Origin of the sequence: Actinomyces minihominis (assembly GCF_900187855.1) — a bacterium.
Taxonomy (GTDB): domain Bacteria; phylum Actinomycetota; class Actinomycetes; order Actinomycetales; family Actinomycetaceae; genus Scrofimicrobium; species Scrofimicrobium minihominis.
On sequence record NZ_FYEG01000001.1, the window covers coordinates 234603 to 260333 of the forward strand.

At 58.7% G+C, this 25731-nt stretch carries 22 protein-coding genes and 1 tRNA gene; all 23 read right to left on the minus strand.

The annotated features are described in order from the left end of the window. Positions 1-305: 305 nt before the first annotated feature. Positions 306-1409, minus strand: a complete 1104-nt coding sequence (locus tag CS903_RS01170) for a LacI family DNA-binding transcriptional regulator (RefSeq protein WP_164996631.1) — start codon at positions 1407-1409, stop codon at positions 306-308. A gap of 57 nt (positions 1410-1466) precedes the next feature. After that, on the minus strand, positions 1467-2300 hold the full coding sequence (locus CS903_RS01175; protein WP_099331714.1) for a carbohydrate ABC transporter permease: 834 nt from the start codon (positions 2298-2300) through the stop codon (positions 1467-1469). Then, a complete protein-coding gene (locus CS903_RS01180; RefSeq protein ID WP_099331715.1) occupies positions 2297-3139 on the minus strand; it encodes a carbohydrate ABC transporter permease in 843 nt (280 codons plus the stop codon). Before CS903_RS01180 ends, CS903_RS01175 begins: the two co-directional genes overlap by 4 nt. A 104-nt stretch (positions 3140-3243) precedes the next feature. Continuing rightward, on the minus strand, positions 3244-4623 hold the full coding sequence (locus tag CS903_RS01185) for an ABC transporter substrate-binding protein (RefSeq protein ID WP_099331716.1): 1380 nt from the start codon (positions 4621-4623) through the stop codon (positions 3244-3246). A gap of 225 nt (positions 4624-4848) precedes the next feature. Next, positions 4849-5430 (minus strand): DUF624 domain-containing protein, encoded by a 582-nt coding sequence (locus CS903_RS01190; RefSeq protein ID WP_164996632.1) that lies wholly within the window; start codon positions 5428-5430, stop codon positions 4849-4851. A 340-nt stretch (positions 5431-5770) separates the two neighbouring features. Then, positions 5771-5853: transfer RNA gene (locus CS903_RS01195), tRNA-Tyr, on the minus strand. Between the two features lie 117 nt (positions 5854-5970). Beyond that, positions 5971-6465 (minus strand): YajQ family cyclic di-GMP-binding protein, encoded by a 495-nt coding sequence (locus tag CS903_RS01200; protein WP_099331718.1) that lies wholly within the window; start codon positions 6463-6465, stop codon positions 5971-5973. 9 nt (positions 6466-6474) lie between these two features. Further along, a complete protein-coding gene (locus tag CS903_RS01205) occupies positions 6475-7350 on the minus strand; it encodes a M48 family metalloprotease (RefSeq protein WP_242491685.1) in 876 nt (291 codons plus the stop codon). A gap of 27 nt (positions 7351-7377) precedes the next feature. Next, positions 7378-8889, minus strand: a complete 1512-nt coding sequence (locus tag CS903_RS01210) for an FAD-dependent oxidoreductase (protein ID WP_099331719.1) — start codon at positions 8887-8889, stop codon at positions 7378-7380. A 50-nt stretch (positions 8890-8939) separates the two neighbouring features. Further along, entirely contained in the window at positions 8940-9953 is a 1014-nt protein-coding gene (locus tag CS903_RS01215; RefSeq protein WP_370737630.1) for a polyprenyl synthetase family protein, read from the minus strand. After that, positions 9950-11524, minus strand: a complete 1575-nt coding sequence (nuoN, locus tag CS903_RS01220; RefSeq protein WP_099331885.1) for an NADH-quinone oxidoreductase subunit NuoN — start codon at positions 11522-11524, stop codon at positions 9950-9952. Before nuoN ends, CS903_RS01215 begins: the two co-directional genes overlap by 4 nt. Further along, positions 11524-13158 carry a complex I subunit 4 family protein gene (locus CS903_RS01225; RefSeq protein ID WP_242491707.1) on the minus strand — a complete coding sequence of 545 codons (1635 nt, stop codon included), beginning with the start codon at positions 13156-13158 and terminating at the stop codon, positions 11524-11526. Before CS903_RS01225 ends, nuoN begins: the two co-directional genes overlap by 1 nt. Positions 13159-13182: 24 nt before the next feature. After that, on the minus strand, positions 13183-15183 hold the full coding sequence (gene nuoL / locus CS903_RS01230) for an NADH-quinone oxidoreductase subunit L (protein WP_099331720.1): 2001 nt from the start codon (positions 15181-15183) through the stop codon (positions 13183-13185). Between the two features lie 7 nt (positions 15184-15190). Further along, positions 15191-15490 carry an NADH-quinone oxidoreductase subunit NuoK gene (nuoK, locus tag CS903_RS01235; RefSeq protein ID WP_099331721.1) on the minus strand — a complete coding sequence of 100 codons (300 nt, stop codon included), beginning with the start codon at positions 15488-15490 and terminating at the stop codon, positions 15191-15193. Then, on the minus strand, positions 15487-16437 hold the full coding sequence (locus CS903_RS01240) for an NADH-quinone oxidoreductase subunit J (protein WP_099331722.1): 951 nt from the start codon (positions 16435-16437) through the stop codon (positions 15487-15489). The genes nuoK and CS903_RS01240 overlap by 4 nt, the downstream gene beginning before the upstream one ends. Further along, positions 16437-17102 carry an NADH-quinone oxidoreductase subunit NuoI gene (nuoI, locus tag CS903_RS01245; RefSeq protein ID WP_099331723.1) on the minus strand — a complete coding sequence of 222 codons (666 nt, stop codon included), beginning with the start codon at positions 17100-17102 and terminating at the stop codon, positions 16437-16439. The genes CS903_RS01240 and nuoI overlap by 1 nt, the downstream gene beginning before the upstream one ends. Next, positions 17095-18489 carry an NADH-quinone oxidoreductase subunit NuoH gene (nuoH, locus tag CS903_RS01250; protein WP_099331724.1) on the minus strand — a complete coding sequence of 465 codons (1395 nt, stop codon included), beginning with the start codon at positions 18487-18489 and terminating at the stop codon, positions 17095-17097. The genes nuoI and nuoH overlap by 8 nt, the downstream gene beginning before the upstream one ends. Next, positions 18489-21047 carry an NADH-quinone oxidoreductase subunit G gene (locus tag CS903_RS01255; RefSeq protein ID WP_242491708.1) on the minus strand — a complete coding sequence of 853 codons (2559 nt, stop codon included), beginning with the start codon at positions 21045-21047 and terminating at the stop codon, positions 18489-18491. The genes nuoH and CS903_RS01255 overlap by 1 nt, the downstream gene beginning before the upstream one ends. A gap of 11 nt (positions 21048-21058) precedes the next feature. Continuing rightward, positions 21059-22360, minus strand: coding sequence for an NADH-quinone oxidoreductase subunit NuoF (gene nuoF / locus CS903_RS01260; protein ID WP_099331726.1), 1302 nt, complete (start codon positions 22358-22360; stop codon positions 21059-21061). After that, the gene (nuoE, locus tag CS903_RS01265) at positions 22360-23079 is read right to left on the minus strand and encodes an NADH-quinone oxidoreductase subunit NuoE (RefSeq protein WP_099331727.1); all 720 of its coding nucleotides are present in this window, start codon (positions 23077-23079) and stop codon (positions 22360-22362) included. Before nuoE ends, nuoF begins: the two co-directional genes overlap by 1 nt. Then, a complete protein-coding gene (locus CS903_RS01270) occupies positions 23076-24428 on the minus strand; it encodes an NADH-quinone oxidoreductase subunit D (protein WP_099331728.1) in 1353 nt (450 codons plus the stop codon). Before CS903_RS01270 ends, nuoE begins: the two co-directional genes overlap by 4 nt. Beyond that, positions 24428-25168: an NADH-quinone oxidoreductase subunit C gene (locus CS903_RS01275; protein ID WP_099331729.1), complete on the minus strand. Its 741-nt coding sequence runs from the start codon at positions 25166-25168 to the stop codon at positions 24428-24430. The genes CS903_RS01270 and CS903_RS01275 overlap by 1 nt, the downstream gene beginning before the upstream one ends. Continuing rightward, entirely contained in the window at positions 25165-25719 is a 555-nt protein-coding gene (locus CS903_RS01280; RefSeq protein WP_099331730.1) for an NADH-quinone oxidoreductase subunit B, read from the minus strand. The genes CS903_RS01275 and CS903_RS01280 overlap by 4 nt, the downstream gene beginning before the upstream one ends. Positions 25720-25731 lie beyond the last annotated feature (12 nt).

Consider the following 25731-nt stretch of genomic DNA (forward strand, 5'->3'; position numbering starts at 1 on the left):
GAACTCCTTCTGAGGGGCATTCATTCATTTATGTCAACGTCAAGTCATTTGTCAGCGTCATTCAAGTGGAGAACATGCAGACATTCCCACAGTTGCGAAACCGTTTCCTGGATCCACGTGCTATGGACGCGAGGATATAGTCCTCCCGCAACGAACCGAACAAATACTATGTCATTAATTAGGTATATAGTGATTATTACAAGAAAGTTCCGTATCTTATCTCAACCACTTGAGACTACTTGACAAGCTGTGGCTGACCCCGTTATCCCACAAACGGTTCCGGGCTGTGGTGGTAAGGGAAAACATCAGTGTGAAGATGCGCCAACATTCGCTAATGCTGGTTTCACATCCGGGCCCGTGGACTCACCCACGCGGATCTCACCACGGATCCATTCCTGGCGGGCGACGTGGCGGGAGTTCGTCAACGCTTCAATCATCGCACGGGCAGTGGCGTAAGCGATTTGCTTCTGTGGTTGCACAACGGTCGTCAAAGAAGGCATGCAGTACTGCCCGAAGTCGAGACCATCAAAACCAGTGACAGCAACATCGTCAGGCACACGCAATCCGGCCTCGTTCAAAGCGCGCATCGCACCCAGGGCAATAGCGTCGCAAGAGGCAACCAACGCTGTGAAATCCCGGTCACTGGAAGACAGCCACCGCTTCACAGACTCATAACCATTAGACATGGAATACAACTCAACGGGATCTAATGAAGGAATAACAATATCAGGGTCCACCTCGATGTTGGCATCCTCTAGCGCCGTAACAAACCCCTTGTGGCGCAAGGACCAGGCATGACCATCAGTCAAACGGTTAGAATCAATGACAGTGGCAAAAGCAATTTTCGTGTGACCGCGGTCAATTAGGTACCGGGTTACTTCAGCGCACCCGCCAACATCATCTATTGAGACAGAGGAATGGCGAGACTGAGGGGTTGAAAAGTCTGCGGTCGTGCAGTGGACGACGGGGATCTCAAGCTGGGACAGCTTCCGGTTGATTTCATCCGAGGACGTGTGTTGGGGGTCCCCAAAACGACCCAGGAAAATGATGCCACCGGGTTTACGTTCCTGGGTTATGCGGTGAATAGTGTCAAAGTTGGCCTGGTGGTCAGGAACATGTTGCAAGAAAGCACTGAACCCTGCCTGTGAAAGCTGCTCCTGAAGGTCACTGAGAATCTGAATCAGCAGTTCACTGGTGTGACCCTGGATGATGACGGCAACAGTCTGCTCGCCAAGGATCTTCAGGCTGCGTGCGTACGCATTTGGAACATAACCGATCTCCCCCGCCTTTGCCTGAATCATTTCCCGAGTCGCACGTGAAACACCCACCCGGTTGTTCATAGCCCGAGAGGCTGTACTAACGGCAACACCGCATGCCTGCGCTAGTTGCTTAATTGAAACGTCACTCATTCGCATTCAGCCCTCCGCTTGGCCGCCGAGGCGGCCAAGCGAGCGGTCGTGGGTTACCTATCCCTTCACAGCACCAGCAACCACACCCTGAATGATGTGGCGCTGACCGAAGAGATAGAAGACTATAACAGGGATCATCGCTAAAACCAGGACACCCATCATTGCTCCCATATCAATTGCCCCGTAACCACCGCGAAGGCTCTGCACGGCAATCGGAATGGTCTGGTACTTCTTCAAATCCAATGTCAGGTACGGAAGCAGGTAGTCATTCCACAGCCACATCACCTCAAGGATGGTCACAGTCATGATTGCGGGCTTCAGAACAGGCATCACAACCTGGAAATAGGTGCGGACAGGGCCGCAACCGTCGATGAGGGCGGCCTCTTCCAACTCACGCGGAACACTCTTAACGAAGCCGGTGAAAATGAATACTGCTAAACCGGCACCAAAACCCAGATAGATGATCCACAGTCCGATCGGGTTCCCTAGATTGAGGAAATCCGTGAACCACGACAGGGTAAACATGACCATCTGAAAGGGGACCACCAACGAGAACAGAAATGCAAGGTACAGGACCTTTGCGTACCTATTGTCGACTCGGACCACCCAGTAGGCAGTCATCGAGGTGCAGAGAATAATCAGTGCAGTAGCACCAATGGTTATCACCATCGACCAGCCGAAAGCTGCGAAGAAGTTAGTTCTGAAGACCCCGAGTTCATAGTTTCCAAGACCCACCCAAGACTGAGAGTCAGGCAGGTCGAATGGATACCGGGCAATGAAAACTTTACCCTTGAACGAGTTCACCAAAACCAAGAAGATTGGGTATAGGTAAGCAAGTGAAAGGACTGCGAAGACAGCCGTCCAAATCTTTGGGCGTTTCACGTCGGTCATTCGACGGCCTCCTTCGAGCGGACCAACTTGTTCTGTATCAGAACAACAGTGGCGACAATTAGTAGGAACACAACAGCTTTTGCTTGGCCGACACCTTCAAAGCCGGATCGACCGTAAAACGTGTTGTAAATGTTCAAAGCCATCATTTCCGACATGCGTCCAGGCGCGCCATTCGTCAATGCGAGGTTTTGGTCGAACATCTTGAAGCCATTGCTCAAAGTAAGGAAGGTACACACCGTGATAGACGGCATCACCAGCGGAATGATCACGCTCTTCAGCGTCTGGGTGGAGCTCGCGCCGTCAACTTTGGCGGCCTCAAGCACATCGGTTGGAATTGACTGGAGCCCCGCAATGTAAATAACCATCATGTAACCAATTTGCTGCCAGCAAGTGACGATCACCAGACCCCAGAAGGCGTAGGTTGCGCTGTAAACAACGTTCTTCACCCAAATCTCCAAGACCCCGTTGAGGAGTAGAAGCCAGATATAGCCGAGGACGATACCACCAATAAGGTTCGGCATGAAGAACACAGAGCGAAAAATATTCTTGCCTTTGATCGCTTTGACAAGCATGTAGGCAAGAAAGAAGGCCACCACGTTAACCACGATGGTGACAACGACCGCGAAAGCTGCCGTGTACCAGAGGGAATGCAGGAAGATCGGATCCCCCCACACTCTTTGATAGTTGCTGAAGCCAACCCACTTGGCGTCAACAACAGTTACGAACTTGGTAAAGGAAAGGTAGACTCCGAGCACAAAGGGAATGACGAAGCCAATCATGAAGGCTACGACTGTTGGTCCGGTGAACAACCAGCCCCACCGTTTCAGGGACTTGTTCATTGAATGCTTTCTTTGAAAATGCCTCCGGGGCACGACATTAGCCGTGCCCCGGAGATGCTAGTTATTTTTCATGCTTTTTGATGTGTTCAATGGCACGTGACTACTTACTCGTCAGCGTTCCCCTCGTTCACAAGCACAACCTCTTTGGCCCAGCCATCAACGTAAGAAGTTTCAACGTCACTCCATTCGCCGGTGCCCTGCGCGTAAGCCAGAAGGCTCTGGCCAACGCCGTTCTTCCACTCTTCAGAAGGCATCAGGGTGAAGTACCAGGCAACAGGGGTCTTACCGGCAGCGAAGTATTCGCCATCAGCAAGAACCAGTGGGTTGGTGGACTCGTAGCCCTCGAAAGAATCGAAGGGGGTAACGAAGCCCATCTCATTGGTGAGGGAATCGCGACCGGTGTCGGAAGTGATAACCCATTCGAGGAACGCTTCGGAAGCCTTCTGGTCAGCTTCAGAAGCCTTGTTGTTGATAACCCAGTAGTTTTCCGAGCCGGTGGTCAGACCCTGGTCCTCTTCACCCTCAGCGCCGATGTAGATCGGGAGCATACCCAACTGGTCGTCAGTCATACCCGCTGCGGAGAGATCACCGTAAGCCCAGGTGCCGTTCTGCAGGAACACGGCCTCACCAAGTGCGAACTCAGCGGTGGCGTCCTCCATGGTCTTTGCGGCAAGAGCGGTGCGGTCAGTGGTGGAGTTATCAATGTAGAGGTCGAAAATGTCCTTGTAGTTGGACATGTAGGTTCCCTCAATGACCTCCGGCTGACCGGCAATGTCAGTGCCTACAAGTTCGTAGTACAAAGGCATGTTGGCCAGGTGGGTCTTGAAACGCCAGTCAGACGAAGCATCGAAGCCTGCAGAGGTGAATGCACCCTTAACGCCAAGTTCATCCTTGTCAGCCTGGATTCCTTCAGCGACCTTCTTCAAGGTTTCAAAGTTGTTGATCTCATCAACCGAGGTGACCGCTGCGTTCGGCAGCGCCATGTACTCGTCAAGAAGAGTCTTGTTGTAAATGAGGCCGTAAGTCTCAATGACGTAAGGAATACCGTAAACCTCAGAGTCATCAGCGTTAGCTAGCGCCATGCCCTTGTCCTTGAGGTGCTCATAGATAGCGGTGTCCTTGAGGTTTGCCGCGTAATCCTTCCAAGTCGCGAGGCCAACAGGGCCGTTAACCTGGAAAATTGTCGGGGCATCCGACTTAGCCATCTCCGAACGCAGTGTCTGCTCGTAAGTACCTGACGCAGCGGTCTGTACGGTGACGGGAACACCTGTCTCTTCGGTGTAAGCGTCGGCTAGGGCCACCCAGGCGTCTGCCTGTTCTGGCTTGAAATTAAGGAAGTAGACCGAGCCCTTTTCGCCCGAATCCCCGCCTGCAGAGCCGGACTGGTCGCTTCCGCTACCGCTACTGCAAGCTGCCATAGAACCAACAAGTGCCGCAGCCGCAGCGAACCCCGCGAGTGCCCTTGTCGTGTTGTTTCGTGTCATGCGCGTGTTCTCCTTCGTTGGACGCAAAACAGAGAGATCCGTAAGACCCAGGTCAAATCACAGACTAGAGCCAGATTCGGAATCGATTCCGCATTGTTCAGCATATGCCTGTTAGTTCGCGGCAAGCAAACTAAAATCGTCAACACAAGGAAAATTGGGACGACGGTCCTATGTGCTGTCTGGGTCAACGCCGGAAGCGCCCTCGGCTCCACCGGTTGAACTAGCTTAACCGGCATCGGGAACACCCTCGACCCACGGTTGCACCGTGCGATCCAAGAGGGGAATGGTCGCGTACACCACCATGGCGACACCACCAAGAAGTAGAGGAGCCAGCCAAGACGGCTCTCTGATGGCAACAACGACAGTCAGCGCAAGCAGACCGATTGTCACTGCGAGTGCGCCCGCAGCCCAGGGAAGCCGAGACAGGGGAATGAGGAATGCGTTCTTCAGAGTGTTCGCGAAGCCGGATTCAAAACGGATTTGCAGGAAGAAGAAGAACGGGAACACCAGAAGGTACACCAGGCTGAAAAGCGTCTTCACAACGGTTAGCTCTGCGATGGGCAGGAAGAACCAAGAGAAAACCAGGGCGAAACCAATCGGGCCCACTATTGCCCACGTTGCTGTTGCACGCCAGAAGTTGTCGCGAAAAGAGCGGAAAAACATGCGGGTAACCCCGCCTCCCCTGTCATCGTGTATCCGCTCCGCTACGTCGTAAAGGGCGGCGAAGGATGCGCCCATCGTGACGAGCGGTAGCGCGGTGACAGTGAAATAGACGTTGAGGATCACAATGTCGGCAACTCGGGACACGCCGCGCCAAAATGGGCTCTCAGAATCAAAGAAGCGCCCCAAAATCTTGTCCCGTCACGAGTCGAAGGACAGGGTACCTGTCCGCGGGTCCTTCCCATCGTACGGGACTGCCGCGCTAAATCACCAAAAAACCCGGCTCAAAGCAACACATTCTGTCCACCCAAGCTGTTGACCCCAACCAGCAGCTAAACCAACTTTCCCGCGCCACACCAACCAAAAGTCCGAGGCCCCATCTGTCCTATAAGCCTATAAGCCTGATACGGCCCCGGAAGGTTTGGTTACCGGATTAAAAGACAAAAATGGTGGAACACCGATCTACGGTGTCCCACCACTTCAAAAGTGGCGGATGAGGGATTCGAACCCCCGTAGCGTTACCGCGGCTGATTTACAGTCAGCTCCCATTGGCCACTCGGGCAATCCGCCTTGCAGTCATTTCTGGCTGCCGTGAAAGATTATCAGGGTTCAACCCCGATCTTCCACTTTGGCCCGTCCTCACAAGCGTGACTTGTCGCACCCAGGTGCGAACGGGCTGATTTTCATCTAGCGGTAGTTGACGAACTGTAGGGGAACGTCAATATCCGCCTTCTTCAGAAGGGCGATGACATCTTGCAGGTCATTACGTGACTTCGAAGAAACCCGGACCTCATCTCCCTGGATCTGCGCCTTCACACCCTTCGGACCCTCATCGCGGATCATCTTGGTGATCTTCTTGGCAGTGGCCTGGTCGATCCCCTCCTTGAGGGGAACCACCAGACGGTAGATCTTTCCGGAGATCTGCGGTTCACGGTCCTTGAGGTCAAGCACCTTCAGTGAGACTCCGCGGCGCACCAGCTTGGACTGCAGGACATCCACGACCGCCATGACGCGCTCAGCCGTGTTCGCCTCAATCACCATGGTGTCGCCAACCTGCTTCAATGAGGCATCAACACCGCGGAAGTCGTAGCGGGTCCCAACCTCCTTCACCGCCTGGTTGACCGCGTTGTCAACCTCCTGTTCATCGATCTTTGAGACAACGTCGAATGATGAGTCAGCCATCAGCTCTCCTTAGTTCTGGTCTATCTCAGCCTGCATCGCGTGGAGGCGGGCAATCCGGTCCTCCATTGGCGGGTGGGTCGAGAAGAGATTCTTGAGGTCCTTGCCTTGGAACGGGTTGGCGATCATCATCGCCGAAACGCTTTCGTGATCCGGGGTCTGTGCCATGGGGACCTGTTTGCCCACCCCGTGAATCTTGTTGAGGGCGAGGGCGAGCCCCACCGGGTCATGCGTCAGCAGCGCACCGTCCTCGTCCGCATCATACTCACGGGAACGGGAGATCCCGAGTTGAACAATAGAGGCGATGAGAGGCGCAGCGATCGCTCCGATCACACCGACCGCGCCCGGACCCTGGTCACGGTTGCGGCCACCAAACAGCAGGAAGAACTGGGCGAGGCTGGTGATCAGACCCGCCATCGCGGCGGCCACTGACGAGGTAAGAATGTCGCGGTTGTAGACATGCATCAGCTCGTGGCCGAGGACGCCCCGCAGTTCACGTTCGTCGAGAATCTGCAGGATCCCCTCTGTACAGCAAACCGCCGCGTTCTGGGGGTTCCTCCCCGTCGCAAACGCGTTGGGGTTGGGATCCGGGGCCACCCAGATGCTTGGCATCGGCATCTCTGCCCGCGTCGCCAGGTCCTCAACGATCATGTAGAGGCCGGGTGCCTGCTCCCGGGTGACCGGATACGCCCGCATCTGCTTGAGAGCCAGCGTGGCTGAGTTCCAGTAGGTGTAGAACGTCGATACCAGCCCGAGACCCGCAAAGACCCACAGCCAGGTGGGACTGTTCGTTCCCGCGGCGATGAGCGCCCCGAGCGCCAACAGGATGGCCCACATGAAAACGAACAGACCGAAGGTCTTTGCCGTATTTGAAACTGCACGATTCATGGCACCCAGCCTAGCGCGGCCCAGAGTCTACGACTCCAGTGGTCCCGAGTAGTCCTTGAAGCGCTCCTGGGCCGTAGGACTTCCGAGCTCACCCGGGGTGCCGACGTGGATGTCATCCTCCCAGTCATCACCCGTGGCAACCGGCGCAGTCTCTGTGACCTCGCCGCGGGAGATTCCCATCATCTGCTCACGTGAGGAGACCTTGATGCGTTCGCGAGTGCCACCCGAGGGGAGTTCACCCCAGTTCTCACCGAGTTCCTGCTCATAGGCATCGAGTAGTTCCCAACCCTGCCAGTCTGTGAAGATGACACCGCGAGCTCTAAGGAGTTCCTCTACGGGCCCTTCAGTTGGTTCAGGGAGACGCCCGGCCTCCGCATCCTCAACCAGGTGGGTGATGGTTTCACGAGCATCGGACTTGGTGGAGCCAATCAGACCGACGGGACCACGTTTGATCCAACCTGTGGCGTAAAGGCCGGGCACAACCCGGTCAGAACTCGCATCTTCAACTACGCGACCGCCCTCGTTTGGGACCACCCCGCGAGTTTCGTCAAACGGTACTCCCGGCACCGGGGAGGAAAAGTAGCCAACTGCCCGGTAGACCGCTTCAACCGGCCACTCGGTCAGCTTGCCGGTGCCCTTGACGTTTCCGTCCCCCACCAGTTCTGTCCGCTCGGTGACGAGGGCGCGAACATTTCCGTCCTCGTCAGCCAGGATCTCTTCCGGGGCTTCGAACATGTGTAGGTAGATCCGCCTGCTGGCCTTGTGATCATCCGGGTCTGCTGAAGCATACGAGGTCAGGGTCTTGACGACCTGTCGCTGCTGATTTGAAGACTTGAGAGCACGCTGCGATCCCTCATCAAAGTCAAAGTCCTCTTCGGAAACGATGATGTCCACGTCTGCGACATGGCCTAGTTCGCGAAGTTCCAGGGGGGTGAACTTGACCTGGGCCGGGCCCCTGCGCCCAAAGAGGTGAACCTCCTTGACGGGATTCTTCGCCAGCTGGGCCGCGACGTTGGCAGGCACATCCGTCGCGATCATCTCAGGCATGTGCTTGGCGAGGACGCGGGCGACGTCGAGGGCGACGTTTCCGGCCCCGATGACCGCAACCCGTTCGGCCTCTAGAGGCCAGGTGCGTGGGAAGTCCGGGTGACCGTCGTACCAGGCGACAAAGTCAGCTGCACCGTATGACTGAGGAAGGTCAACCCCCTTGATGTCCAGCTTGGCATCACGGTCTGCCCCGGTAGAGATGATGATCGCGTCGTAACGCTCACGCATCTCTTCAATGGAGATATCCCGACCGACCTCAACGTTCGCAAACAGTCGAATGTCCCCGCGCTGCAGAATGCGGTACAGGGCAACGATGATCTGCTTGATGCGGGGGTGGTCCGGAGCGACCCCGTACCTCACCAGACCATAGGGCGCTGGGAGCCGTTCAAACAGATCGATGGAGGTGTCAAGATCAGACTTGGCGAGGATGTCGGAAGCATAGATCCCAGCGGGACCGGCGCCAACAACAGCCACTTTCAGGGGACGGGGCACGTAACACTTCTTTACTAGACCAATGAAACAGTTCCCAATCTTAGTGGCGGTTAGGCTGCCCTATCCACCATAAGGACTGCGAACGCGACCAATGCCTCTTTCGCCTCTGACTCGGGCAGAGCATCTAGGGCCGCAATGGCAGCTTCCGCCCACTCTCGAGCCAGCGCACGCGTCTGTTCAACCACCGAGTGCCTACCCAGGAGTTCAACAACGGCTGCCAGGTTCTCTTCATTCTGGAGGTCGCCCGCCAGTAGCTCGAGGATCTGCGCCCCCTCAGAATCGAGGGTGCCGTCCGCCAACTGTTGACGGAGCAGCAGCAGCGGCATCGTGTCGACCCCCTCCAGGAGGTCGGTTCCCGGTGTCTTGCCTGTTACCTCTGCGGGTGAGGTGATGTCGAGGACGTCATCGGCCAGTTGGAAGGCCACTCCGATGTTCTCTCCAAACTCACGGACGGCTTCGGCAATCTCAGGGCCGGCGCCGGCATGGAGTGCGCCAAAGAAGGCTGCCGCGGCAACGAGGGAACCCGTCTTGTCTGCGAGAACCTGAAGGTAGAAATCAACGGGGTCCTCCCCCTCCGGGGGCCCGAATGTCTCGTTGAGCTGTCCCATACAGAGCCGCTCGAAAGTCTTAACGTGGAAGAGGATTGACTCTTTACCAAGGGTAGCCATCAGGGTTGAGGCGCGGGCGAAAAGCAGGTCTCCCGCCAGGATTGCCCGGTTGTTACCCCAGATCATCTGTGCTGAATCAACGCCGCGACGTGAGGGGGCGGAGTCCATGACGTCATCGTGATAAAGCGAGGCCAGATGGGTAAGTTCCACACCGGTCGCGGCTGTGATCACGGGGTCGGACTGAGCCCGGTGCGGTGCACCAAGGTGGCTGCAGATCAGGGAGAGGACAGGACGCAGACGCTTCCCTCCGGCAACTGCCAGGTGGCGGGTCAGATCGTCGACCAGGTCCCTGCTTGCAGCCACGGAGTCGGCCAGCAGGGCCTCGACATCCTGGAGACCCTGCTGAACCTGCAGCTCTAGTTCACGCTCAGCTGCTGACTCGTTTGCCGTGATCACGGGATCAGTACCGTGATCTGGTTGAGGAAGTCGATCACCGGTGCGGGGAAGATACCCAGCAGGATCGTCAGTGCCGTCGTGATGGCAATGGCCACCCCTGCGGTGCCCTCAGAGCGCACAACAGTCACTCCTTCGGCAGGCTCGCGGAAGAACATCACCTGAACCACGCGGAAGTAAACGGCTGCGGTAATCACAGATGCACCGAGGCTGATGCCGACAAGCCATCCCAGTCCGCCCTGGATACCAGCGGCGAAGACGACGAACTTACCGACGAATCCTGCGGTCAGCGGGATACCCGCGAACGAGAGCAGGAAGATCAGCATTGCAAAGGCAAGTGCCGGTGAGCGACGGCCAAGGCCAGCCCACTGCGAGACCTCGTTGGCCTCTCCGCCAATCGCACCCTCCGGTGACTGCGCGCGTACCAGGCCAACCACGGCGAAGGCGCCGATTGTGGCGATGCCGTAGGTGAGCAGGTAGAAGGCTGTCGATCCGGCAGAGGTCGGAACCAATGCGAGAACTCCGATGAGGAGGAAGCCCGCGTGAGCAACCGACGAGTATGCCAGCAGACGCTTGATATTGCCCTGGACCAGGCCACCGAGGGTACCGAAGATAACCGTGGCTGCGGCCAACAGAGCGAAGATCAGAGCAAAGTCCCACTTCAGGTGTCCGGCAACGGAAATGTAGAAACGGAGCAGTGCGCCGAATGCCGCTACCTTGACACCGGCCGCCATAAAGCCGGTTATCGGTGTCGGTGCACCGGTGTAGACGTCCGGTGTCCACTCGTGGAACGGGAAGGCAGCCACCTTGAACAGCAGACCCACCATCACCATAAAGACACCCGCTAGCAGGATCCAGTCCATACCTGACACTGCGGGAACCGCAGCCGCAATGGCACCGAGGCGCAGTGATCCACCCGAAAAGCCGTAGAGCAGTGCGGAACCCATGAGGAAGAATGCCGAGGAGAACGACCCCAGGATGAAGTACTTGATCCCAGCTTCCTGGGAGATGTTGCGACGCCTACGCGATGAGGCCACGAGGATGTAAAGCGGCAGCGACATAACCTCAAGAGCCACGAACATGGTCAGGAGGGAATCGGTGGCCGGGAAGAGCATCATGCCACCGATGCTGAAGAGAACCAGCGGGAAGAACTCACTGCGCTGATATCCCTTGGCCAGACTCAGCGACTCTTCGCCCGAACCGGGTCGGTCCGAAGGCTGTGCGGCAAACGCACCGTCCTTCAACTCGGAGCGGTCGGCAATGACAAGCAGTGCCAGAAGGCCGAGGAGGGCCGTGATGATCTGGAGTGCGACCGTCCAGGTGTCATTGACGTACTCTCCGATCACCGTGGCTTCCGCGAAAGTGCGAATCCACTGGCCGCTTGCCAAGACAAGGGCAGCGGCGACAACCAGGAGCGACCAGACGATGTTGATGGTCCGCCTGTTTCGAACCGGGGCAAATGCCTCGATCAGAACGCCCACCACAGCGCCGCCGAGGACGATGATGACGGGAAGGAGCGGAACCCAGTCAATCTGGGGCGCAGTGAATGTGGGCGCCAGAGGAATCAGCGAAATCACTGTGCATTCCCTTCAGTTAGGTCGACGGTGTTGGAAAAGTCGGCAATGAAGTCAGCTGGAGCACCAGTCACCTCACCGGCCGTTTCACCCGGGAAGTCAATGTTCGGGGCCAGGTGTTCAGAAACCTGGGCCAGCGAACCGACCAGCGGAGCGGACCAGATACCAAGCAGAACCATGCCGATAACCAGCGGGGTCACAACGGTCTTTTCGCGGCCATCGAGGTCAGGTAGGCCCGCCTGCTCCGGGTTGACTCGGCCCGTGAACATCTTTTGGTACGGAAGCAGAATGTACATGGCAGCAAGGATGACTCCGAACACGGCGAAGAGTGCCAGCGGAATCGAGACCCGGTAGGTCCCCATGAGGACCATGAACTCAGGAACGAACCCTGACAGGCCCGGAAGTGCAATCGAAGCCAAGCCTGCGAACAGCCAGGTACCCGCGATCAGCGGAGTGACTCGCTGGAAGCCCGAGTAGTCAGAAATCTTGTCGGTACCACCGCGCTGGATCAGGAAGCCAGAGATGAGGAACAGGGCTGCGATAGAGAAACCATGCGCAACCATGTAAACCATCGCACCGGTCAGTGCCAGTTCGGAACCGATGAAGATACCGAGGACGATGAAACCAAAGTGAGACACTGATGTGAAGGAAACCAAACGCAGCAGGTTCTTCTGTCCGTTGGCCGCGAAACCACCCCAGAGGATCGAGACGACAGCCAGGATCAGGATCGTCATGCGAGCCGCTTCCGTTGCGGCAGGCAGGAACGCGACGGCCATGATGATCATGCCGTAGGTACCGATCTTGTCCAGGACACCAACCAGAATGGTGGATGTGCCAGGCCGTGCCGACTCAGCTGCGTCAGGCAGCCAGGTGTGGACGGGCACCATCGGTGCCTTGATGGCGAATGCGATGAACAGCGGGATGAAGATCGCCAGCTGCCAACCGATCGTCAGCATCGGCAGGGTGGCCTGCAGTGTGTCGTAGCGGAACAGCGCATCGCTGGTTCCAAGACCGAGAGCCGCGATGACGACGATACCGCCCAGCATGATCAGACCGCCAGCCAGCGAGTAGAGCAGGAACTTCATGGCCGCACGGCCACGGTTCTCTCCCCTGCCGTAGCGGGAAATCATGAAGAACACCGGAATCAGCATTGCTTCAAATGCGATGTAGAAGAGCACCAGGTCGTATGCCGCAAAGATCATCACGATGAACGAGAACAGCAGCATGATCCAGGCGGCGTAGCCACCGGCCCTGGAGCTATCCGTGTCTTCGTTCTTCGCTGCGATCAGAACCAGCGGAACCAGCAGACCCGTAAGCAGCAGCATGACCAGGCCGAGGACGTTGACGCCCAGCGACCAGGTGATACCGAGCGGGGGGATCCAGGCGTAGGACTCAACCAGCTGCGTTGCCGCGGCGTTGGTCCAGTCAAACGCAATGGCCACCCCGATGAAGCCCGCGAGCTCAACGATTGAAGCCAGGAAGGCAATTTCGCGTCCCCTGGCCCTTGCCTGCGGCACAAGCCAGATGACCAGCGCGATAACCGCGGGGAACAGCACCAGCAGCGAAAGCGCGGGTCCGGTTCCAGGGATGGCAATTGAAGGCGCGAAGCCCGTTGCCGTTGGAATGAGATTCAAACTTTCCACGATTCTCCTCCGGCCCTAGAGCCTGAATCCTAGGACGATCGCCAAAATAACCACGATGCCGCCGAGCATGTAGCCCGCGTACGAACGTAGGTAACCGGTTTCTGTCCACGAGAGGACCTTGCCGCCGAGGACGCTCAGGCGTCCCAGGCCGTTGACTGCGCCGTCAATGCCTCGTTCATCAACCACGGTGACGCCCTCGACAATGGCACTGACCGGAGCCACTGCCACGACCTCGTTGACCTCATCCTGGTAGAAGTCGTTCCGCGCAGCGCGAGCAAAGGCCGTGCCGTAGGGAACGGTTTCTGGAACAGGCTTGACTGCGAACTTGATGTAGGCAGCAATTGCGGCCAAGACGACCAGCGTGAGCGTGATGATCTGAATTACCACCACCGGCAAGACAGGCTCAACGTGCTGAACCGGACCGATAGCGGGATCCAGCCATGTGGTGAACATGTCGTTGATCGACAGGACACCACCAAGTCCAACGGCGAAGACAGCCAGGATGATCATCGGAATGGTCATGATTGGCTTCGACTCGTGTGGGTGAACAGGAGCTCCCTCATTCTCGGTCCAGCGCGCCTTACCCGAGAAAGTCATGAAGAACATGCGCGACATGTAGAAGGCCGTCAGACCTGCACCAAGGACCGCAACAAACCCGAAGACCCAGGGGGCCCACGGGGCGTCAGCCCCACCGAAAGTGGTCGCCGAGAAGGCGGCCTCAATGATGTGGTCCTTCGACCAGTAACCAGAGAACGGCGGGATACCGAGGATTGCCAGCCAGCCGGCCATAAAGACCAGCCAGGTCACGACCATGTACTTACGCAGGTTACCGAAGCGCCTCATGTTGACCTGATCGTTCATACCGTGCATGACCGAGCCCGCCCCAAGGAACAGCAGTGCCTTGAAGAAGCCGTGTGTCAGCAGGTGGAAGATCGCGAATGCCCAGCCAATCGGGCCGAGTCCAGCGCCGAGCATCATGTAGCCGAGCTGCGACATGGTCGAAGCTGCCAGGGCCTTCTTGATGTCATCCTTGAACGAACCGATAAGCGCACCCATGATCAGGGTGATGACACCGACTACCACCACAACCGCCATTGCTACCGGGGCGTGGATGAAGACGGATCCCGACCGCACGATCAGGTAGACGCCAGCGGTAACCATCGTTGCCGCGTGGATCAGGGCTGACACCGGAGTCGGACCGGCCATTGCATCTCCGAGCCATGCCTGCAGGGGGAACTGAGCCGACTTGGCACAGGCCGCCAGAAGCAGGAACAGCGCGATGACGGTGGCGGTGCCCTGATCGACACTCGAGATACCCGCGTTGACGTCGGCGAAGCTGGTCGAGTTGAATGCCGCAACCATTGCCATCATGGCGATAAGGAAGCCCATATCGCCGATGCGGTTCATGATGAAGGCCTTGTTGGCTGCAGATGCGTTCGACGGGATCTGGTTCCAGAAACCAATCAGCAGGTAGGAGGAAAGACCGACGCCTTCCCAGCCGAGGAACATGACGGTGTAGTTGTTGCCAAGTACCAGGACCAGCATCGAGGCGATGAACAGGGCGAGGTAGGCGAAGAAACGCCTACGATCCCGGTCCTCTGCCATGTAGCCCACCGAGTAGACCAGGATGAGAGAACCCACCAGGGTCACCAGCATCACGAAGGTGACGGACAGCGGGTCGATCAGGATGCCAAAGTTGACCTGGAAGTCACCCGCCGGCATCCAGGAGAAGAGCTCCTGGTTGAGGCGGCGCTGGTCTGCTGGCATACCGAGCAGCTGGATAAGAATAATCAGGCCGAGGACGAACGAGAACCAGGAGGCTCCGACGGCAAGCCAGTGCCCCCACTTGTTGGTGCGGTTGCCCCCGATTAAAAGCAGACCCGCAACCACCAGTGGGACCAGGAACAGAAGGTAGGCCAGCGAGGCTGCCCCGGTGGCTGCCTGGGTGGCAACCGGGCCGGTCCAGGCCTCTGAGGCGGGAAGAACTGCGGCAGTGGCCGCGAACATGGAAGTCATCTCTCCTCTACTTCCTGAGCGCGACGGACTGGTCGAGGTCCGTGGTTGCCCGGTTCTTGAAGATCGCCACGACGATCGACAGTCCAACAACGACTTCTGCGGCCGCAACGATCATGACGAAAAACGCCATGACCTGACCGGAGTAGTCGCCGAGAAGACGGGCGAACGTAATGAAGACGAGGCTTGCTGAGTTGAGCATGAGCTCCACTCCAAGAAGCGAGATGATGGCCGACTTACGGACTACGACCGTCACCGCTCCAATCGAAAAGAGAATCGCTGCGAGGGCGATGTAGTAAGCGAGACTCACTTCGTTTCCTCCACGTCTGGCGTTTGGGTATCTTCCTGGCGGATCTGCTGGAGACCACGCGGGGCCTTCTCACCGGCCATACCCCAGGCCTTGGACTGTTTGACGCCCCTGTTTGAACCCCAGGGCGCCACGCTGTGATCTCCGCTGCGAACCAGTCGCATAGCCGAGGCAACCTCGGGGCTAACCTCACCCATGGGTTTCTCAATACCCTTGATGCGAAGCACACGCGGAACAGACTCTTCAGCAATCTCAAGGGTGTCACCTGCGATGGCAGGGTTATCGACGGCGTTGCCGCTAGCCCAAACACCGGGTGGGGGCAGCTGGCCGATGTGGCGCCCCCTGTTCTTGTAGAGCATCATTCGTGCCTTGGCTACCGTCTTCTGGCTTAGCTTCGGACCCAGGTTGTCACTGTGGGTCAGCAGCACTGCACCGACGGCGGCGGTAATCAGAAGAGCAGCGGTCACTTGAACCGTCAGCCAGTGATCCTGGAACAGGTCCACAGCCAGGGCAGTAACCGGCACGTTTGAGTACGGATCAGCTGGAATGTGTCCGGGACCCGGCACGGTCGAGACCATGATCGCGGCAACCAGCAGGATCGCCAGGGCACTGCCGAACAGCGCACCCGCGACGATATAGCCTCGACGCTGCTCCTGGTAGCCATCGGTTGCTCCAAGACCAATCATCATGATGACGAAGAGGAAGAGCATCAGGATGGCACCCGTGTAGACGATGACCTGAACCGAACCATTGAAGGGTGCCTCAAGTGCGAAGTAGAGGACGGCGAGGCCGACCATAACGACAACCATTGAGAGCACCGCATAGGCGGCCTTGCGGAACAAGAGAACACCCAGTGCCCCAGCAACCATCAGGGCCGCGACGATCCAAAAGAGAACCGCCTCTCCCGCGCCGCTCATCTGGGGCCATTCCCCCATGGGCAAGAGAGCCATCAGTGGGCCTCCTTCTTTGCCTTGGTCTCAACCGCGACTGCCTTGGCAGTTGCGAGTGAGGGATCGTCGGGTCGATTCTTTTTAACCCAATCGATCTGCTTCTGTGTCGGTCCGGTTACTTCACCACGGTAGTAGTCGGTGTCACTGAATCCCTCAACCATTGGATGCGGTGCAGCAACGGCTCCGTTTGGAAGCTTCGCCAGCAGCATGTCCTTGTCGTAGATATCAGAAAGACGTTCGTACTCAGCCAGTTCGAAGTCATTTCCCATTGTCAACGCGCGCGTTGGGCAGGCCTCAATGCAGAAACCACAGAAGATGCAACGCAGGTAGTTGATCTGGTAAACCGCGCCGAACCGCTCACCCGGTGAGAACTGCGCCTCAGGGGTGTTAGAGGCAGCCTCAACCAGGATGGCATCCGCGGGGCACGCCCAGGCGCAGAGCTCACACCCGATGCACTTCTCCAGGCCATCGGGGTAGATGTTGAGCTGGTGACGACCATGGAAACGGGGCTGAACACGCGCCGCCTCGAACGGGTACTGCTCCGTGACGACGGGGCGGAACATCGACGAGAAGGTAACACCGTAGCCAGCTACCGGTGCAAAGAACTCACCGATGGGACCCTTTGGATCCTTCTCATAGCGCATCTGCTTGTGATCATCACTCATTGCTGTTCTCCTCAATCAGGGGAGCTGATTCATCTGCACTGTCACCGGGTGCCGCGACGGCTACCTTGGCCCGTCCAGCACGTGGTGATGGCGGTAGAGTCTGTCCAAGAATCGGCGGTGTCGGGTACCCACCGAGGAAGGCATCGAACGGTGCGTCCGGATCGATCTCGTCCTCGTCATCTGCTTCATCGGAGGGCAGCGCAACCAGGTAGACGATGACTGCCACGACTATGACCACCGCGAGCATGACCGCGAAGAGGACGAGCCAGGAACCGGAGACCCAGGTCTGGACGCCGCGCATCACGGAAACCAGAACGATCCAGACGAGGGCGATCGGAATCAGGCCCTTCCATCCGAGGTTCATAAACTGGTCGTAACGGAAGCGGAGTAGGGTGCCTCGGGTCCAGATCATCGCAAACATGAGGACCCAGACCTTGAAGATGAACCAGAACATGCCCCACCAACCATCGTTGAGCGGTGCGATGTGGCTGAAGGGCCACGGCGCGTGCCACCCACCTAGGAACATCGTGGTGGCAACCGCCGAAACATTGAGCATGTTGATGTACTCAGCCAGGTAGTACCAGCCAAACTTCATAGAGGAGTACTCAGTCATGTGACCGGCGACCAGTTCGCCTTCAGCTTCGGGAAGGTCGAAGGGAAGTCGGTTGACCTCACCCACCATCGAGATCAGGTAAACGACGAACGCGGGTGCGAGGGCGAATGCCCACCAGATGGTTCCCTGGGAAGCGACGATCTCCGAGGTCGACATGGAGCCAGCCATAAGGAAGACAGAGACCAGCGCCATTCCCATGGAGAGTTCGTAGGAGATGATCTGAGCTGATGATCGAACCGCACCGTAGAGGGGCAGGGTCGAACGAGCTGACCAGCCACCGAGCACGACGCCGTAAAGGCCCAGAGAAGTGATCGCCAGGATGTACAGGGTCGCGACCGGCATATCGGTGACCTGCAGGGGGGTCGAGTGGCCAAACATGGAAACGTTTGGACCGAAGGGAATCACCGCGAGGACCGAGAAGGCAGTGAATGCCATGATTGCCGGAGCCAGGAAGTAGAGGAACTTATCGCTTCGTTTCGTCCAAATGTCTTCCTTGAAGAGCATCTTTCCGGCGTCTGCGAGGGCCTGGAACAGGCCGAGCGGACCGGCAACATTTGGACCCAGGCGGGTCTGCATGCGGCCGAGTGCACGACGCTCAACCCACAGGGCCATGATGACCGAAAGGATCAGGAAGAGAACGATGAAGACTGCCTTGATTAGGACCAGCCACCAGGTTGTGTCTGAGAAGTCAGCCACCGTGTACTCGGGGGCTCCCCAGGCGGGAAGGACTTCCCCACCAAGGGCCGGTAGCGCTGAAATAGTCAGCCCGCTCATTACTGGGCCACCTCTCTTGCAGGAGTGACGGTCACGGAAGAACCGGCGGGGGCGAGGTCCTGGTTGACACCGTTACCAACGGAGCATTCCGGGATCCACACGACACCGTCGACAACTTCCGAAACCTCAACGGGCAGGATCACTGAGCCGCGAGGACCGGTGACCCGAACGTTATCGTCCTCGTTCAGACCCATTGCGTCGAACGAAGAACGAGAAAGGAGGGCGACAGCACTGCGTGCCGACAGACGCAGATCAACCGCACCATCCAGCATGCGACCGAGGTCGACCATAACCTTGTGCGAAGCAAGAACCAGAGAACCGGGATCAACCTTGGGTGCAACCCCCTGGACCCCAACCGGACTCTTGATCCTCGCGCCGCGCCAGATCATGAGCGGGTTGACCTCTTCATAAAGGCTGTTCAGGTCGTCAATCCCCAGGTCGATGCCGAACTCTCGCGCAATCATGTTGAAGACCTCACGGTCGGGCATGGTGCGTGAAGCGATCGACTGGCCGAAGGGGCGCAGGCGACCCTCCCAGTTGATAAAGGTACCGTTCTTCTCAGCCGGAGGTGCCACGGGGAAGACCACGTCGGCAAGCTCGGTGGCCTCAGAGGGGCGGACCTCAAGGGCTATAACAAAAGGTGCCTTCCTAATGGCTGCCGCGGCCGCGGCCGGATCCTCCCAGTCACGCAGGTCGATTCCGCCGAGGACGAGGGCGCCGAGTGATCCTGAAGCAGCCGCCTCAAGCATTCCAGCTGCCGAGAGCCCATTTTCGGCGGGGATCTCTCCCCAGCCGAGGGACTCACGAGCATCGGCGTCCTCAACGGGGCGACCGAAGGGAAGCAGGTTGGGTAGCAGGCCTGCATCGACCGCTCCCCTGTCTCCGCTTCGACGCGGAACCCAGGCGACCTTGGCTCCGGTGCGGGCAGCGAGGCGTTCCACCGCCGCGAAGAGACCCGGCGTCCGAGCTGCGCGCTCACCCACCAGGATGACTCCGCCTTCGGCGAGGTCGGCCGCGAGGGCCCCGTACTGGCATCCCTCGGCAATCTGATCTAGAGCTGCGACCTCTTCACCCGGAATGGCCGGGATCAAGGTTGCGTCCAGCTTCTCGCTGCCACGGGAAAGTACGGGAGCCACAGTTGCGACCCTGACCGTACCGCCGGTGACCCCCTTGCGCAGGCGCAGGAACAGCGAACCGATCTCGTCCTCAACCTCAAGTGCAACGAGGAGCGCCGAACCGGCCTTTTCGACGTCCTCGTAGGTAACTCCGAGTCCTCGGCCCGCAACGCGGGATCCGATGAACCCGAGCTCCTCATCACTTTGGAGACGCCAGCGTGAGTCAATGCTGTTGGTGCGAAGGACGACGCGAGCAAACTTGGACCATGCCCAGGCATCCTCGAATGAGGTACGTCCTCCGGGAAGAAGGCCCACGCCTCCTCCCTGGACGGCTGCTGCGAGTCCCTTTGCCGCACGATCGATGGCATCGGACCAGGAGGTCGGAACCAGCTTGCCGTCCTCACGAACCAGGGGAAGTGTCAGGCGATCCTGCAGCTTATACCAGGGGAACGCGAAACGGTCCTTGTCAGTAATCCACTCTTCGTTGACCTCGGGGTCATTGCCGGAGAGTTTCCTCAGGACCTCACCTCGGCGCACATCAATGCGTACCGCACTGCCCGATGCATCGTGCTCTGCCACCGAGGGGGTGGAGACGAGGTCGAAGGGGCGGGAACGGAAGCGGTAGGTGGTTGAAGTCAGCGCGCCGACCGGGCAAATCTGGATGATGTTGCCTGAGAAGTACGATGCAAAGGTACGGCCAGCCATATCCTTGCTCGACTTCTTCTCGGGTCCCGCGTAGACCGAAGAGATGATTCCCTCCTGGCCGTAGGGGCCGGAGATATCTGAGCGCTTCGGGCCATCCGTGCCCTTGACGTAGAAGTCCAGGACCTCTGCGTCAAAAGTACCCACCTGTTCACCCATGAACTTGTGGTCATCCTCCGGTGATGAGCCACCGCCACGACCCTGCAAGTCGAGGAAGGGGTCACCGGGGATCTCCTTGGCAAAACGCACGCAACGTTGGCAGAGGATGCAGCGGTCACGGTCAAGCAGGATCTGGGTGGTGAGGCCGAGCGGCTTCTTGTAGACCCTCTTGGCACCGTTGAACCGGGTGTCGTCCTCCCCCTCGGTCATCGCCTGGTTCTGCAGGGGGCACTCGCCGCCCTTGTCGCAGATCGGGCAGTCAAGTGGGTGGTTGATGAGGAGGAACTCCATCACACCAACCTGGGCCTTCTTGGCTACCGGCGAGGTGTGCTGGGTCTTCACCACCATGCCCGGGCTAATCTCGATGGCGCACGAAGGCTGTGGCTTCGGCATCATGCGGAGGTTGCCCTCACGGTCGGGGGTGCCAACCTCGACGAGGCACTGACGGCAGGCAGCGACCGGCTTCAGCAGCGGGTGGTCGCAGAAGCGGGGAATACGAATCCCCACCTGCTCGGCGGCGCGAATGATCAGCGTGCCTGCCGGGGCCTCGACGTCGGTACCGTCAATGGAAAGAGTCACCATGTTGTTCTCAGTCACTGAGCACCTCCCTGAGGAAAGATGGTTGAACGCTCGTAGGGGAAGAGTTCCCATGCGGGCGTGGTTAGACCGGCCTCAAACTCTTCCCGGAACAGCTTCAGGGCAGAGATCACTGGGGTTGCGGCTGCATCTCCGAGGGCGCAGAACGAACGACCCAGGATATTTCCGGCCACATCATCAAGCAGCTCGAGGTCGCCGGGGCGTCCCTCTCCGCGCTCAAGGCGGATCATGATTTCCTTCATCCAGTAGGTGCCCTCACGACACGGGGTGCACTTACCGCATGATTCGTGCTGATAGAACTCAGTCCACATCCGGATGGTCCGCACCACCGAGACCGTCTCATCGAAGATCTGCAGCGCGCGGGTTCCCAGCATGGACCCGGCGGCCGCAACGGCCTCGTAATCCAGGGGAACGTCCAGGTCCTTCTCAGTGAAGAGAGGCGTTGAAGAGCCACCCGGGGTCCAGAACTTCAGCTTGTGACCGCCGCGGACCCCACCCGAGAACTCAAGTAGCTCCCGCATGGTGATCCCGAACGGCGCCTCATACTGGCCGGGCTTCTCAACGTGCCCGGAGACGGAGAAAATGCCGCAGCCCTTGGAGCGCTCGGTACCCATTGAGGAGTACCACTCGGGAGAGTGACGGAACACCAGGGCCACATCAGAGATCGTCTCAACATTGTTGACAACCGAGGGGCGGGAGTAGAGGCCGGCGACGGCTGGGAACGGAGGCTTAAGGCGCGGGTGACCACGACGTCCCTCGAGTGAATCGAGGAGCGCGGTTTCTTCACCACAGATGTAGGCGCCTGCCCCCGCGTGAGCGGTGATCTTGAGGTCGCCCAGCAGGCCCGCATTCTCGGCCTCGTAGATGGCTTCCATCAGGCGGCGGTAGACGTGAACGACCTCCCCGCGCAGGTAGATGAAAGCGTGCTTACAGTTGATGGCCCGCGATGCGATCGCCACCCCCTCGATGAGGGTGTGGGGGTCAGCCATGATCATCGGGATGTCCTTGCAGGTTCCCGGCTCTGATTCGTCGGCATTCACCACCATGTAGCGGGGCTTACCGTCGTCCGGAGGAAGGAATGACCACTTCAGTCCGGTGGGGAACCCCGCACCACCACGTCCTCGAACACCCGAGTCCTTGATGGCCTGAATGATGTCCGCGGCCTCCATGGTGTTGGCTCGCTTCAGACCCTCATACGCGCCGTTCTTCAACGCCACATCCAGGGTCCACGACTGCTCGGTCCCCCACTGCTTGGTGAGGGCGGGCGTCAGTGTGTCTGCCTTTGTGAAGGTGGGCATCACTTGTCTCCCTTCGCTTCAATGGTGTTGTCGGGCCAGACATAGGTCTGAGGGTCCTCGGGTTGGGGAGCCACCCAGTCGTGCTCTTTCGCAATCTCGAGGCCATGCACCGTGGGAACCCCGGCGCTGGGGCCCTGGTTTGCGAGGCCGTCTCGGAAACCCGCCAGGGTACGCTCGTTCTCTTTGAACGTCCGCATCACGTTCGGTCCGCGAGTCGGGTGAACGGGCGTACCGTCCTTCAGATCATCGACCAGCTTCAGGGCCGACTCGGGAGTCTGGTTGTCGAAGAACTCCCAGTTGACCATGATCACCGGCGCAAAGTCACAGGCGGCGTTGCATTCGATTCGCTCCAGGGTGATCTTGCCATCCGGGGTCGTCTCGTCGTGGCCAACCTCAAGTGCCTCTGAGAGCTCATCAAAGATCTGCTCTCCGCCGAGGACACCACATAGTGCGTTGGTGCATACACCCACGTTGTAGTCGCCGTTGGGGTGACGTTTGTACTGTGTGTAGAACGTCGCCACCGCGGAGACCTGCGGCTGTGTCATCCCGAGGAGCTCAGCGCAGAGCGAGATTCCATCGGCGCTGACAAAGCCATCTTCGGACTGCACCAGGTGCAGCATTGGCAGAAGTGCTGATCGCGCGTGGCCCTCGGGGTAACGAGCGATGATCTCCTGAGCATCGGCGACAAGCTTCGCCTTCGTTTCGGGAGAATAGGTCATCGGTCAACTCCTCCTGCAACTGGATCTAACGAAGCCAAAGTTACGACCACGTCGGCCAGCTGGCCGCCCTCGGTCGCCATGGATAGGGACTGTAGGTTCGAGAAGGAGGGATCCCGGAAGTGCGCCCTGAAGGGGCGGGTTCCACCGTCAGAAACCAGGTGGACACCGAGGATTCCCTTGGCGTGTTCCACCTGCTGGTAGACCTGGCCGGCCGGAACCTTAAATCCCTCGGTCACAAGCTTGAAGTGGTGGATCAGTGCCTCCATGGACTGGCCCATGATCTTTTCGATGTAGGCCGGGTTGTTACCCTGCCCGTCGGGGCCGACCGTCAGGTTGGCTGGCCAGGCGATCGACTTATCGGCAATCATGACCGGCGCACCCTCTGTCTCTTCGAGACGCTTGAGGACCTGGTCGACAATGCGGAACGACTGGTAGCACTCATCAAAGCGCACCAGGGTGCGGTTGTAGGCATCCGAGTAGTCGTAGGTCGGTACATCAAACTCGTAGTTTTCGTAGCCGCAGTACGGGGCATCCTTGCGAAGGTCAGTGGCAAGACCACCCGCACGAAGGGACGGCCCTGTCAGGCCGAGCGCCATCATCCCGGCCATCGGCATGTAGCCGGTCCCGATGAAACGCTTCTTGAAGATCGGGTTCTGCAGCGTCAGGTCCTGCAGTTCACCGATATCCCTGCGGACGTTGGGTAGAAGTGAACGAACGTACTCGACGGTACCCTCTGGTATATCCAGCGGAACACCACCGGGACGCACGAAACCGTGGTTCATGCGCAGGCCCGTGATGCGCTCGAAAATCCTCAGGATGTCTTCGCGTCCCCGGAAACCGATGGTCATCATTGTTGTCGCGCCCAGCTCATTACCACCGGTACCGATTGCCACCATGTGTGAGGCAATGCGGTTCAGTTCCATCAGGAGGACACGAATCAGGGTGGCGCGCTCTGGGATCTGCTCCGTTACGCCGAGAAGCTTCTCTACGGCGAGGCAGTAGGCAACCTCCTGGAAGAACGGCGCAACGTAATCCATGCGAGTAACGAAGGTGGAACCCTGGGTCCAGGTGCGGAACTCCATGTTCTTTTCGATACCTGTATGCAGGAAGCCGATGTCCGTCCGTGTCTCACGGACCTGCTCGCCATCCATCTCGAGGATCAGGCGGATCACGCCGTGAGTGGAGGGGTGAACCGGGCCCATGTTGAGGACGATGCGCTCGGAAGAGATTCGACGAACCTCTTCAATGACGTCTTCCCAGTCACCACCCGTGGCAATAACCTCGGGGTAGTCATCAAGGCGGGGGTCGTCACCGCCGGGCGTTGCATAGAACTTAGTCTGCTCGCTCATCAGTTGTAAGACCTCCGTGTGTCGACCGGGGGAATGGTTGCTCCGCGGTACTCAATCGGGATTCCGCCCAGCGGGTAGTCCTTGCGCTGCGGGTGGCCGTACCAGTCCTGTGGCATCTCGATGCGGGTCAGGGCCGGGTGTCCTTCAAACACGATCCCCATGAGGTCCCAACCCTCACGTTCGTGCCAGTCGTTACCCGGGTAGATGTCGACGATCGAAGGAATACGGGCATCGTCCTCGGGAACGGAAACCTCGAGGAAAATGCTGCGATTATGCGTGAAAGAACGGAACGGATAGAGGGCGTGGAACTCTCTTCCCTTGCTCTCCGGGTAGTTCACGGTCGACACGCCCAGGCACATCTCGAAGCGCAGGTCCTGGTCGTTTCGCAGGTTCAGGGCCACGAAACGAAGGAAGTCACGGTTGACGTGGATGATTAGCTCGTCACCCTGGTTGACCACGACCTTCTCGATTACTTCGGTAACCTCAAATCCGGCCTCTTTGATCAGCTCTTCGAGGACGTCCACGGCCTCGTCAAACCAGCCGCCGTAGGGGCGTGAGCTCGCACCCGGCAGCTCAAAGGTCTCTACCAGCCCCCCAAAACCAGTTGTGTCACCATCATCCATCACACCGAAGGAACCGTGGCGAACCGAGATAACCTCTGGCTGTTCGAATCGGTTCTCTGGGCGCTGCAACTCACCGTTGGCGTCAGGCCCGGTGTTCTCGCGGTCCAACTCTGTCATGCGAGGAGTCCCTTCATCTGGCTGGTCGGGGTTGCAGCAAGAGCTGCGGCCTCGGCCTTCTTGGCAATTTCGCGTCGGTGCTCGCCAAGGGGTTCCTTGCCGATCTGCTCACGCAGGGTGAGGACAGCGTGGATCAGCGCCTCTGGGCGCGGTGGGCAACCCGGCAGGTAGACATCGACAGGAACGATGTGGTCACAACCCTGCACGATGGCATAGTTGTTGAACATGCCACCGGTGGAGGCGCAGGCCCCCATGGAAATAACCCACTTCGGTTCGGGCATCGAGTCGTAGACACGGCGTACGATCGGGGCCATCTTTTGGCTGACACGACCCGAGACGATCATCAGGTCAGCGTGGCGCGGCGATGCTCGGAACACCTCCAGGCCGAACCTAGACATGTCGAATCGGGGGGTACCGGCTGCCATCATTTCGATGGCGCAGCAGGCCAGCCCCATTGTCACCGGGAACTGTGAGTGTTTCCGGGCAAGGCCAAGCACGGTTTCCATGCTGGCCAGTCCCACCCCGGCGGGGAGCTTTTCTTCAAGACCCATGATTACTTCTCC

Excerpts from the sequence above, each read along its gene's own strand:
- CS903_RS01170 (WP_164996631.1), bottom strand. The coding sequence starts at position 1,409 with ATGAGTGACGTTTCAATTAAGCAACTAGCGCAGGCATGCGGTGTTGCC.
- CS903_RS01175 (WP_099331714.1), bottom strand. The coding sequence starts at position 2,300 with ATGACCGACGTGAAACGCCCAAAGATTTGGACGGCTGTCTTCGCAGTC.
- CS903_RS01180 (WP_099331715.1), bottom strand. The coding sequence starts at position 3,139 with ATGAACAAGTCCCTGAAACGGTGGGGCTGGTTGTTCACCGGACCAACA.
- CS903_RS01185 (WP_099331716.1), bottom strand. The coding sequence starts at position 4,623 with ATGACACGAAACAACACGACAAGGGCACTCGCGGGGTTCGCTGCGGCT.
- CS903_RS01200 (WP_099331718.1), bottom strand. The coding sequence starts at position 6,465 with ATGGCTGACTCATCATTCGACGTTGTCTCAAAGATCGATGAACAGGAG.
- CS903_RS01205 (WP_242491685.1), bottom strand. The coding sequence starts at position 7,350 with ATGAATCGTGCAGTTTCAAATACGGCAAAGACCTTCGGTCTGTTCGTT.
- nuoL (WP_099331720.1), bottom strand. The coding sequence starts at position 15,183 with ATGACTTCCATGTTCGCGGCCACTGCCGCAGTTCTTCCCGCCTCAGAG.
- CS903_RS01240 (WP_099331722.1), bottom strand. The coding sequence starts at position 16,437 with ATGGCTCTCTTGCCCATGGGGGAATGGCCCCAGATGAGCGGCGCGGGA.
- nuoI (WP_099331723.1), bottom strand. The coding sequence starts at position 17,102 with ATGAGTGATGATCACAAGCAGATGCGCTATGAGAAGGATCCAAAGGGT.
- nuoH (WP_099331724.1), bottom strand. The coding sequence starts at position 18,489 with ATGAGCGGGCTGACTATTTCAGCGCTACCGGCCCTTGGTGGGGAAGTC.
- CS903_RS01255 (WP_242491708.1), bottom strand. The coding sequence starts at position 21,047 with ATGGTGACTCTTTCCATTGACGGTACCGACGTCGAGGCCCCGGCAGGC.
- nuoF (WP_099331726.1), bottom strand. The coding sequence starts at position 22,360 with ATGCCCACCTTCACAAAGGCAGACACACTGACGCCCGCCCTCACCAAG.
- nuoE (WP_099331727.1), bottom strand. The coding sequence starts at position 23,079 with ATGACCTATTCTCCCGAAACGAAGGCGAAGCTTGTCGCCGATGCTCAG.
- CS903_RS01270 (WP_099331728.1), bottom strand. The coding sequence starts at position 24,428 with ATGAGCGAGCAGACTAAGTTCTATGCAACGCCCGGCGGTGACGACCCC.
- CS903_RS01275 (WP_099331729.1), bottom strand. The coding sequence starts at position 25,168 with ATGACAGAGTTGGACCGCGAGAACACCGGGCCTGACGCCAACGGTGAG.
- CS903_RS01280 (WP_099331730.1), bottom strand. The coding sequence starts at position 25,719 with ATGGGTCTTGAAGAAAAGCTCCCCGCCGGGGTGGGACTGGCCAGCATG.